This is a genomic window from Enterobacter sp. T2 (genome assembly GCF_010692925.1).
In the GTDB taxonomy this organism is placed as follows: Bacteria; Pseudomonadota; Gammaproteobacteria; order Enterobacterales; family Enterobacteriaceae; genus Enterobacter; species Enterobacter kobei.
The window spans coordinates 2,658,080-2,668,426 of the sequence record NZ_CP048736.1 but is presented as its reverse complement, the minus strand read 5'-3'; the positions used below and the strand labels follow the sequence as shown (position 1 = coordinate 2,668,426).

General features: G+C 50.1%; 9 protein-coding genes and 2 tRNA genes. 5 read left to right on the top strand and 6 right to left on the bottom strand.

Translation table 11 applies throughout. From position 1 onward, the window contains the following. The first annotated feature begins 88 nt into the window (after nucleotides 1-88). Nucleotides 89-532, top strand: coding sequence for an Lrp/AsnC family transcriptional regulator (locus tag G0034_RS12805; RefSeq protein WP_179120922.1), 444 nt, complete (start codon nucleotides 89-91; stop codon nucleotides 530-532). 84 nt (nucleotides 533-616) lie between these two features. Here the strand turns inward: G0034_RS12805 and G0034_RS12800 are convergent. The 4 genes from G0034_RS12800 to G0034_RS12785 form a co-directional block, all read right to left on the bottom strand. Next, nucleotides 617-701 (bottom strand) — tRNA-Tyr (locus tag G0034_RS12800). 35 nt (nucleotides 702-736) lie between these two features. Further along, nucleotides 737-821: transfer RNA gene (locus G0034_RS12795), tRNA-Tyr, on the bottom strand. A gap of 157 nt (nucleotides 822-978) precedes the next feature. Further along, a complete protein-coding gene (gene purU, locus G0034_RS12790; RefSeq protein WP_014884171.1) occupies nucleotides 979-1,821 on the bottom strand; it encodes a formyltetrahydrofolate deformylase in 843 nt (280 codons plus the stop codon). Between the two features lie 46 nt (nucleotides 1,822-1,867). Continuing rightward, the gene (locus G0034_RS12785) at nucleotides 1,868-2,326 is read right to left on the bottom strand and encodes a YchJ family protein (protein WP_023330576.1); all 459 of its coding nucleotides are present in this window, start codon (nucleotides 2,324-2,326) and stop codon (nucleotides 1,868-1,870) included. A 114-nt stretch (nucleotides 2,327-2,440) separates the two neighbouring features. On the opposite strand from G0034_RS12785, the gene rssA reads away from it, so the two are divergent. The 3 genes from rssA to galU all read left to right on the top strand — a co-directional run bounded on the left by rssA (nucleotide 2,441) and on the right by galU (nucleotide 5,557). Further along, entirely contained in the window at nucleotides 2,441-3,343 is a 903-nt protein-coding gene (gene rssA / locus G0034_RS12780; protein ID WP_023330575.1) for a patatin-like phospholipase RssA, read from the top strand. Nucleotides 3,344-3,434: 91 nt separating this feature from the next. Next, entirely contained in the window at nucleotides 3,435-4,448 is a 1,014-nt protein-coding gene (rssB, locus tag G0034_RS12775; protein ID WP_014884168.1) for a two-component system response regulator RssB, read from the top strand. A 200-nt stretch (nucleotides 4,449-4,648) separates the two neighbouring features. Beyond that, a complete protein-coding gene (galU, locus tag G0034_RS12770) occupies nucleotides 4,649-5,557 on the top strand; it encodes a UTP--glucose-1-phosphate uridylyltransferase GalU (protein WP_014884167.1) in 909 nt (302 codons plus the stop codon). 201 nt (nucleotides 5,558-5,758) lie between these two features. On the opposite strand, the gene hns is transcribed toward galU, so the two are convergent. Continuing rightward, nucleotides 5,759-6,172: a histone-like nucleoid-structuring protein H-NS gene (gene hns, locus G0034_RS12765; protein WP_008502781.1), complete on the bottom strand. Its 414-nt coding sequence runs from the start codon at nucleotides 6,170-6,172 to the stop codon at nucleotides 5,759-5,761. 550 nt (nucleotides 6,173-6,722) lie between these two features. Here hns and tdk point away from each other — a divergent pair. Next, nucleotides 6,723-7,337 carry a thymidine kinase gene (gene tdk / locus G0034_RS12760; protein ID WP_023330574.1) on the top strand — a complete coding sequence of 205 codons (615 nt, stop codon included), beginning with the start codon at nucleotides 6,723-6,725 and terminating at the stop codon, nucleotides 7,335-7,337. A 65-nt stretch (nucleotides 7,338-7,402) separates the two neighbouring features. Here the strand turns inward: tdk and adhE are convergent, their stop codons facing one another. Next, complete coding sequence (adhE, locus tag G0034_RS12755; RefSeq protein WP_023330573.1) at nucleotides 7,403-10,081, bottom strand: bifunctional acetaldehyde-CoA/alcohol dehydrogenase; 2,679 nt, start codon at nucleotides 10,079-10,081, stop codon at nucleotides 7,403-7,405. Nucleotides 10,082-10,347: the final 266 nt, after the last annotated feature.

The following is a 10,347-nucleotide window of genomic DNA, read 5'->3' as shown; positions in this document are numbered from 1 at the left end:
GACCTTATTGTCGAAAATCGCTGTCGGGTTTTACAGGGGTGATATAAGGTGAAAGAGAGTGATGACTTTTTAAAATGAGGCAAAATCGATGGAAAACCTTCTCGATGAGATCGACAGACACATATTAACCTGCCTGGTTGAAGATGCGCGCATGTCGCTGAAGGTGCTCAGTGGCCGTATCGGTTTGACCTCACCCAGCACGGCAGAACGGCTGAAAAGGCTGGAAGAACGCGGTGTGATTCAGGGATATCGTGCGCGGGTGAATCTGGCGGCGTTGGGATATACGCTGCAGGCGCTGGTGCGCGTGCGGCCGCTGCCTGGGTTGCTGCATAAAGTGGATAAGTACATTCAGGCGATGCCGGAGTGTATTGAGAACGACAAAGTGACCGGGGAAGATTGCTTCGTGATCAGGCTGGTGGTGCGCTCGATAGAGCAACTGGATGTGTTGCTGGACGGGCTGGCGGAACATGCGCAGTGTAATACGTCGATTGTGAAGAGTTCGCCGGTGAAGCGACGATTGCCACCGATGTAGCTGCCTGTCGCCGGGTGGTGGCTGCGCCTTACCCGGCCTACAAAAGTGGGCTAAGTTCGGTTCTGTGATGATTTTTTTAAATGATGGTGGTGGGGGAAGGATTCGAACCTTCGAAGTCGATGACGGCAGATTTACAGTCTGCTCCCTTTGGCCGCTCGGGAACCCCACCAGGGGTAATTCACATTTTGAGGTAATGCTGAGAGATGGTGGTGGGGGAAGGATTCGAACCTTCGAAGTCGATGACGGCAGATTTACAGTCTGCTCCCTTTGGCCGCTCGGGAACCCCACCACGGGGTAATGCTATTTACTGGCCCGCTTCCTGCTGGAAGCGGGGCGCATCATATCAAATGACACGCCCCTGTAAAGCGTTACCACAATAAAAATAAACTGGTTGCCTGATTTTTACGCGCAAAGCTGGAAAGCTAACCAGTTCATTTCATTGTCGATTAAAGAATAATCGTTCTGTTACCGTAGACAAAGACACGCTGTGCCAGCACCTGATACAGCGCACGGCTTAACACATTTTTCTCAACGTCGCGGCCAGCGCGCATCATGTCTTCTGCCGTGTAGGTGTGATCCACGTGAATGACGTCCTGCATGATGATTGGGCCTTCGTCCAGATTGTCATTCACGTAGTGCGCGGTCGCGCCGATGATCTTCACGCCGCGCTCGTACGCCTGATGGTAAGGGCGGGCACCAATGAAGGCTGGCAGGAATGAGTGGTGAATGTTGATGATCTTGTTCGGGAAACGCGCCACGAAAGAGGGCGTCAGCACGCGCATATATTTCGCCAGCACCACGTAGTCCGGATTATGCGCTTCAATGGCTTCAGCCATCAGGTTGTCATGCTCTTCACGGGTATGGCCTTCATGGCTCACCAGTTCAAACGGAATATCAAACCGTTCAACCAGCGTGCGCAGGGTCTCGTGGTTGCCGATAACCGCGGCGATTTCAACATCCAGACCGCCGTAATTGGCTTTCATTAGCAGATCGCCCAGGCAGTGAGCTTCTTTCGTCACCAGAATCACAACGCGGCGACGGCCCGCTGGATTCAGCTCACGCACTGAACCTTCCGGCAGCGCGCTGTCCAGATCGGCAAGCAGGGTGGTGTCGTTGAAAATACCTTCCAGTTCGGTTCGCATGAAGAAACGACCGGTACGGTGGTCAACGAACTCGTTGTTCTGCACGATATTCAGTTCATGTTTGTAGCAAATGTTGGTAATTCGTGCGATCAGCCCTTTTTGATCGGGACAGATAGTGCGCAGAACTTTACGTTGTAATGATTGCATCGCCGGGAAATCCTGTTTGTATTTGCGAAGTCTGGGTTGTCAGGCGTTACTGCCCGCAACACTTTTTAAATTTTTTACCTGAACCACAAGGGCAGGGATCGTTACGACCAAACTGTGGGCGCGTACCGTCAATATAATACCATTGCCCGCTTTCCTTTAAGAACCGGGAACGCTCGATAATGGCGCCAGGTTTATTGTTCTCGGTAAAGCGGGCGACAAAGCTGACAAAGCCTTCGTCGTCGTGACTGCCGGGTGACGATTCAAAGACGGTAAGTCCTAGCCATTGGGTATGCGTAAACCCGGCTTCGATCTCTTGTCTGAAGTCGGCGGCGTGGCAGGATGGGTGCCAGGTTTTTATCAGGTAGTCTGCGTCTTTGATCACAAAAGCAGTATACCGCGAACGCATGAGGTGTGACGGGTCCGGTGCAACCTGATTGCCAGAAAGATATCGCTGGCAACATAGGCTATACTCCAGAGCGCTACCACAGGGGCAGAGTTGAGACACGATTCTCTTCCTGAAATAAAAAATAAGGGCGTTAAACGCCTCGGGTAGCACTATGTTAACTGAGCTGTTGCGTTGACGCTATGTCAGGAATCCAGGGGAAGTAAAACAGGGCTAATGAGAAAGGTTAAAATTGGACTGGCGCTGGGCTCAGGTGCAGCCCGGGGATGGTCCCACATCGGCGTGATTAATGCCTTAAACAAGATGGGCGTTGACGTCGATATCGTTGCGGGATGTTCCATAGGATCGCTTGTCGGCTCCGCGTATGCGTGCGGCAAACTCCCGGAACTCGAAACCTGGGTACGTTCCTTCAGCTACTGGGACGTGCTTCGCCTGATGGATCTCTCCTGGCAGCGCGGTGGACTGTTGCGCGGCGAACGCGTCTTTAACCAGTTCCGCCAGGTTATGCCTCTTCAGGACTTCACGGATTGTCAGATGCCTTTCGGTGCCGTCGCGACGAATCTCAGCACCGGACGCGAACTCTGGCTGACCGAAGGAGATATTCACCTTGCGGTGCGTGCCTCATGCAGCATTCCCGGGCTTATGGCACCTGTCCCCCATAACGGTTATTGGCTTGTCGACGGTGGCGTCGTTAATCCTGTTCCCATCTCTCTGACGCGTGCCATGGGGGCCGATATCGTGATTGCCGTGGATTTGCAGCACGATGCTCACCTGATGCAGCAAGACCTTATGCCGGTCAATCTCCAGAGCGAAGATGCCGAAGGCGAGAAGCTTGCCTGGCACGCGCGTTTGCGTGGAAGGATTGGGCGTCTGGCCGCACGACGCTCGGTCGCCGCACCGACGGCGATGGAAATCATGACCACCTCTATTCAGGTTCTTGAGAATCGCCTTAAACGTAACCGTATGGCTGGCGATCCTCCGGATATTCTTATTCAGCCATACTGTCCACAAATCTCTACCCTTGATTTCCATCGGGCTGAGGCCGCCATCGCAGCGGGCTCATTAGCCGTCGAAAAGAAAATAGACGAGTTGCTGCCATTTGTGCGAACAGCACGTTAAGCACCTTTTTTTGACTACTTCAGCAAAATCTGACAGGCGATAGTACCGATAGCATGCCACTATTTAGTAACTATCAGTCAGGGGAGGAACCATGACGCAGCCATTGGCCGGAAAACACATTTTGATTGTTGAAGACGAGCCCGTTTTCCGATCGCTACTGGATTCATGGTTATCCTCACTGGGCGCAAACACGTTACTGGCTGAAGATGGCATCGACGCGCTGGAAAAAATGACCAGCATTGCGCCCGATCTGATGATTTGCGATATCGCGATGCCGCGCATGAACGGACTGAAACTGGTTGAACATCTGCGTAACGAGGGTGACCAGATGCCCATTCTGGTGATCTCTGCGACAGAAAATATGGCGGATATCGCCAAAGCATTGCGCCTTGGCGTCCAGGATATCCTGCTTAAACCCGTTAAAGATCTGAACCGGTTACGTGAAACGGTATTAGCGTGCCTCTATCCGAATATGTTTAATTCCCGCGTTGAGGAAGAGGAACGTCTTTTCCAGGACTGGGACGCGCTGGTAAGTGATCCGCCTGCGGCAGCCAAACTGTTGCAAGAACTTCAGCCACCCGTTCAGCAGACTATTTCACACTGCCGCGTAAATTATCGCCAGCTGGTGGCGGCTGACCAGCCTGGGCTGGTGCTGGATATTGCGCCACTGTCTGACTCTGATCTCGCGTTTTATTCTCTGGACGTAACCCGTGCAGGGGATAATGGCGTATTAGCCGCGTTGTTACTTCGTGCGCTATTTAACGGTTTATTGCAGGAACAGTTATCGCATCAGGGACAACGGCTTCCTGAGTTAGGCAGTTTACTCAAACAAGTAAACCAGCTTTTTCGTCAGGCCAATTTACCGGGACAGTTCCCACTGCTGGTGGGTTATTACCATAGCGGTTTAAAAAATCTTATCCTCGTTTCAGCAGGTCTGAATGCGTCACTGAATACGGGCGAACACCATATTCAGGTGAGTAACGGTGTACCGCTTGGAACACTGGGTACGGCGTATCTTAATCAAATTAGCCACCGTTGTTCCTCATGGCAGTGCCAAATTTGGGGGGCTGGGGGAAGGCTACGCTTAATGTTGTCCACGGAATAAGCAACTGGAGCGTAATTTTAAGATTGCTTTACCTCTGTTTTCTCGGGAGTGCTACTATCGCAGCCCAGAATCATGCGTATTTGTCCTAATTGATCGGCAACGCGTTCTTTTCAGACCCGGACTGTAGGGCGAGGCTGATATACTCAACGCGTTATTTATTGCATAAAAGTTCAAAACTTGAACAAATCAGGAGAATTTGAATGGCTGCCCTAAATTCGAAAGTCAGAAAGGCCGTCATCCCGGTAGCGGGATTGGGGACCAGGATGTTACCAGCAACTAAGGCGATTCCTAAAGAGATGTTGCCTCTGGTTGATAAGCCATTAATTCAGTATGTCGTCAATGAGTGTATTGCAGCCGGCATCACTGAAATTGTGCTGGTTACGCATTCATCAAAAAACTCTATCGAAAACCACTTCGATACAAGTTTTGAACTCGAAGCCATGCTGGAAAAACGTGTTAAGCGTCAGCTGTTAGAAGAAGTTCAGTCTATTTGCCCTCCGCACGTCACCATTATGCAGGTGCGTCAGGGGCTGGCTAAAGGCCTGGGTCACGCGGTGATGTGTGCACACCCGGTTGTCGGTGATGAGCCGGTAGCGGTTATTCTGCCTGACGTTATTCTGGATGAATACGAATCCGATCTTTCCCAGGACAACCTGGCAGAGATGATCAAGCGTTTCGATGAAACGGGTAGCAGCCAGATCATGGTTGAGCCTGTTGATGACGTGACGGCTTACGGCGTGGTTGACTGCAAAGGCGTTAACCTTGAACCCGGCGAAAGCGTACCCATGGTTGGCGTTGTAGAGAAGCCTAAAGCCGACGTAGCGCCTTCTAATCTGGCGGTTGTGGGTCGCTATGTCCTGAGTGCTGAAATCTGGCCTCTGCTGGCGAAAACGCCTCCAGGCGCAGGGGATGAAATCCAGCTGACCGATGCTATCGATATGCTGATCGAGAAAGAGACCGTTGAGGCTTACCATATGAAAGGTAAGAGCCATGACTGCGGTAATAAGCTCGGTTATATGCAGGCTTTCGTTGAATATGGCATTCGCCACAATTCACTGGGTGAAGAATTTAAAGCCTGGCTCAATGAGAGTATGGGTATTAAGAAATAACCCCTCCGGTGTAAATGTCTGAAACCGGTGTGGCGTTGCCCACCGGTTTTTTTATGCCCATAAAACGCCCCGGGGTGCCTGATTGTAAGCAAAGCTATATCGATGAATAACGCTTTATGACGTTGTGTAAGAGGATGTTTGCAATAAATTGCGGCCAAAAAAAATCCCGCCAGAAGCGGGATTTTTCTGAATTCGGCGTGATTAATCCTTGATCAGGAAGTCATCCAGCTGTTTACCTTGCTCATCCATAGCTTTCTTGATTACAGCAGGAGTGCGGCCCTGGCCAGTCCAGGTTTTAGTTTCGCCGTTCTCATCAACGTAGCTATATTTAGCAGGACGCGCAGCGCGTTTTGCTTTGGTACCGGTTTTAGCTGCAGCCATGCTGTTCAGCAATTCATTTGGATCGATACCATCAGCAATCAGCATTTCACGATATTGCTGCAGTTTACGAGTACGCTCTTCGATTTCAGCAGCAGCAGCGCTTTCTTCTTCGCGACGTTCATTAACTACAACTTCTAATTTTTCCAGCATTTCTTCGAGCGTTTCAAGGGTACATTCTCTTGCCTGCGCACGAAGAGTACGGATGTTGTTCAGAATTTTAAGTGCTTCGCTCATTGTAGTAATCTCAAACTTATAATGGGGGGTGGTTTGTTGTCCTAATAATAGAGCCATAAATTCAGTTGTGCAATAGCCAGGAATGTAAGGAATTCAAAAAATACTAAATAAAGCCGCTATTATTAATTACGCTAACTTAAATTTCCTCTTCGACTGTGTGTCGCTTGTTATCACGTTAACCTGCTTAACCCCGCTGATTGCATCTTTTTTTTGTGACATTTACCGCAGGAATTATAGTTTCGGCGGATAAATATCAGCCTTTTGTATTAGTTCCAGGCTGGGGTGTTAAGGCAGGAATAGTTAATAAATAGTGAATTTTAATGAACGCTGATGCCACTATAAAAAGAAGTGTTATGTTTGGCTCACCCTATAACATATTCACAAATGAGCTTATCTTTACTCTCTGTTTTAACGGATTATTTTCGTCAGAAGTAGCTGTTTTACACCTTTCAGCAAGGCATCTTCTGTGCGGCCTGTCGCGGAAGACCAGACAAAATATGGTACAATGAATCATCGGTAATATTACACATTGATTAGGGTTTTACGGCCAATGGCACAGCTTTATTTCTACTATTCGGCAATGAATGCCGGCAAATCTACCGCACTGCTGCAATCCTCATACAATTACCAGGAACGAGGGATGCGTACCGTTGTTTATACCGCTGAAATCGACGACCGCTTCGGTGCCGGAAAGGTGAGTTCAAGAATAGGCCTGTCTTCGCCAGCCAGATTGTTTAACCCGCAAACTGACCTGCTGAATGACATCCGCGCTGCGCATGCGTCAGAGCCTATTCATTGCGTTCTGGTTGATGAGAGCCAATTCCTGACGCGTGAACAGGTTCATGCGCTCTCTGAAGTGGTGGATGAGCTGGATATTCCCGTCCTGTGCTACGGGCTGCGTACGGACTTTCGCGGGGAGCTGTTTGCCGGAAGCCAGTATCTGCTCGCCTGGTCAGATAAGCTTGTTGAACTGAAAACTATCTGCTTCTGCGGACGTAAGGCCAGCATGGTGCTTCGACTCGATCAGGCCGGAAAACCTTATGCAGATGGGGAGCAGGTGGTGATAGGCGGCAATGAACGCTATGTCTCGGTCTGTCGTAAGCATTATAAAGAAGCGCTGTCAGTCGGCTCTCTGACGGCGATTCAGCACGACAACAGAAAATAACCTCTTTGTTATTCAGACATAAAAAAACCCGCCTGGAAGGCGGGTTTTTTTCATCAGGCTGTCAGTTAAGCGCTTTTCTTCGCTTTCTTGTCAGCTTTAATGACAGGTGCTTCTGTTTTCACAGCAGCAACGTCACCTTCTTTGAACTCACGACCGTAGTAGGTATCCAGCAGAATCTGTTTCAGCTCGGAGATCAGTGGGTAGCGCGGGTTAGCACCAGTACACTGGTCATCGAATGCATCTTCAGACAGCTTGTCTACGTGAGCGAGGAAGTCAGCTTCCTGAACGCCTGCTTCACGGATAGATTTAGGAATACCCAGTTCAGCTTTCAGGCTTTCCAGCCATGCCAGCAGTTTCTCAATCTTCGCAGCAGTGCGGTCGCCCGGTGCGCTCAGACCAAGGTGGTCAGCGATTTCAGCATAACGACGGCGCGCTTGCGGACGGTCGTACTGGCTGAAAGCCGTCTGCTTGGTTGGGTTGTCGTTGGCGTTATAACGGATAACGTTGCTGATCAACAGGGCGTTCGCCAGACCGTGAGGAATGTGGAACTGTGAACCCAGTTTGTGCGCCATAGAGTGGCAAACACCCAGGAAGGCGTTCGCAAACGCGATACCGGCGATAGTGGCTGCACTGTGGACACGTTCGCGCGCTACAGGGTTCTTAGAACCTTCGTTGTAAGACGCTGGCAGGTTTTCTTTCAGCAGTTTCAGTGCCTGCAGAGCCTGACCGTCAGAGAACTCAGATGCCAGAACAGAAACGTAAGCTTCCAGAGCGTGAGTCACGGCATCCAGACCACCGAAGGCACACAGTGATTTCGGCATTTCCATAACCAGGTTGGCATCAACGATAGCCATATCTGGGGTCAGTGCGTAGTCAGCCAGTGGGTATTTCTGACCGGTTGCATCGTCAGTTACTACTGCAAATGGCGTAACTTCTGAACCCGTACCGGAAGTGGTGGTGACGGCGATCATTTTCGCTTTCACGCCCATTTTCGGGAACTTGTAGATACGTTTACGGATGTCCATAAAGCGTAGCGCCAGTTCTTCGAAGTGGGTTTCTGGATGTTCGTACATAACCCACATAATTTTCGCGGCGTCCATTGGGGAACCACCACCCAGAGCGATAATCACATCTGGTTTGAAGGAGTTCGCCAGTTCAGCACCTTTACGCACCACGCTCAGGGTTGGGTCAGCTTCAACTTCAAAGAACACTTCAGTTTCAACGCCAGACGCTTTCAGAACAGAGGTGATCTGGTCAGCGTAGCCGTTGTTGAACAGGAAACGGTCAGTCACGATGAGCGCACGTTTGTGGCCATCAGTAATCACTTCATCCAGCGCGATTGGCAGAGAGCCACGGCGGAAGTAGATAGATTTCGGAAGTTTGTGCCACAACATGTTTTCAGCTCGCTTAGCAACGGTTTTCTTGTTGATCAGGTGTTTTGGACCAACGTTTTCAGAGATGGAGTTACCACCCCAGGAACCACAACCCAGAGTCAGGGAAGGTGCGAGTTTGAAGTTGTACAGGTCACCGATACCACCCTGAGAAGCAGGGGTGTTAATCAGGATACGGGCAGTTTTCATCATCTGACCGAAGTGAGCAACACGTTCAGGCTGGTTATCCTGGTCGGTGTACAGGCAAGAGGTGTGACCGATACCGCCCATGGCAACCAGTTTCTCGGCTTTCTCTACCGCGTCTTCAAAATCTTTCGCACGGTACATGGCAAGCGTAGGAGACAGTTTTTCGTGAGCAAACGGCTCGCTTTCGTCGACAACTTTTACTTCACCGATCAGGATCTTGGTGGTTGCCGGAACGGTAAAGCCTGCGAGTTCAGCAATTTTATAGGCGGGTTGACCTACGATAGCGGCGTTCAGTGCGCCATTTTTCAGAATGATGTCCTGAACCGCTTTCAACTCTTTACCCTGCAGCAGGTAGCCGCCGTGGCTGGCGAAACGCTCGCGTACAGCGTCGTATACGGAATCAACCACAACAACAGACTGTTCAGATGCACAGATAACGCCGTTATCGAAGGTTTTAGACATCAGTACAGAAGCAACGGCACGTTTGATATCAGCAGTTTCGTCGATAACAACAGGGGTGTTACCCGCGCCAACACCGATGGCAGGTTTACCGGAGCTGTATGCAGCTTTAACCATGCCAGGACCACCGGTCGCCAGGATCAGGTTAATGTCAGGATGGTGCATCAGTGCGTTGGACAGCTCAACGGAAGGTTGGTCGATCCAGCCAATCAGATCTTTTGGTGCGCCTGCGGCAATCGCAGCCTGCAGAACGATATCTGCTGCCTTGTTGGTCGCATCTTTTGCACGTGGATGTGGAGAGAAGATAATTGCGTTACGGGTCTTCAGGCTGATCAGAGATTTGAAGATAGCCGTTGAAGTTGGGTTAGTCGTTGGAACAATACCGCAGATAATACCGATAGGTTCAGCGATGGTGATCGTGCCGAAGGTGTCGTCTTCAGACAGCACGCCACAGGTTTTCTCATCTTTATAGGCGTTGTAGATATACTCTGAAGCAAAGTGGTTTTTGATCACTTTATCTTCAACGATACCCATGCCAGATTCGGCAACGGCCATTTTAGCGAGAGGGATTCGAGCATCTGCAGCAGCCAGAGCGGCAGCGCGGAAGATTTTATCAACCTGTTCTTGGGTGAAATTGGCATATTCACGCTGGGCTTTTTTAACGCGCTCGACGAGGGCGTTCAGTTCAGCGATATTAGTAACAGCCATAATGCTCTCCTGATAATGTTTAAACTCTTTTAGTAAACCAGCGCTCGATACGTCAGACAGTATAGACAGTGCCAATACGACTTGCGTTACATAAAGTAAAACAATGGGTTACTTTATGCTCCAGCACACTAATTTACTAAAAGAGCCTTACCTTAGCATCATCCCTTTTTGACAGGTGACCTTCCTGGGGGGCGTAATCAAGATTACTCACTTCTGAGTACGGAAATCATGATCTGCGTCAATTTCTCCCCAAGCTGATACCTTTC

Bases quoted from the DNA above. Each gene is read 5' to 3' on its own strand.
- G0034_RS12805 (WP_179120922.1), top strand. From the start codon at position 89: ATGGAAAACCTTCTCGATGAGATCGACAGACACATATTAACCTGCCTG.
- purU (WP_014884171.1), bottom strand. From the start codon at position 1,821: ATGCAATCATTACAACGTAAAGTTCTGCGCACTATCTGTCCCGATCAA.
- rssA (WP_023330575.1), top strand. From the start codon at position 2,441: ATGAGAAAGGTTAAAATTGGACTGGCGCTGGGCTCAGGTGCAGCCCGG.
- rssB (WP_014884168.1), top strand. From the start codon at position 3,435: ATGACGCAGCCATTGGCCGGAAAACACATTTTGATTGTTGAAGACGAG.
- galU (WP_014884167.1), top strand. From the start codon at position 4,649: ATGGCTGCCCTAAATTCGAAAGTCAGAAAGGCCGTCATCCCGGTAGCG.
- hns (WP_008502781.1), bottom strand. From the start codon at position 6,172: ATGAGCGAAGCACTTAAAATTCTGAACAACATCCGTACTCTTCGTGCG.
- tdk (WP_023330574.1), top strand. From the start codon at position 6,723: ATGGCACAGCTTTATTTCTACTATTCGGCAATGAATGCCGGCAAATCT.
- adhE (WP_023330573.1), bottom strand. From the start codon at position 10,081: ATGGCTGTTACTAATATCGCTGAACTGAACGCCCTCGTCGAGCGCGTT.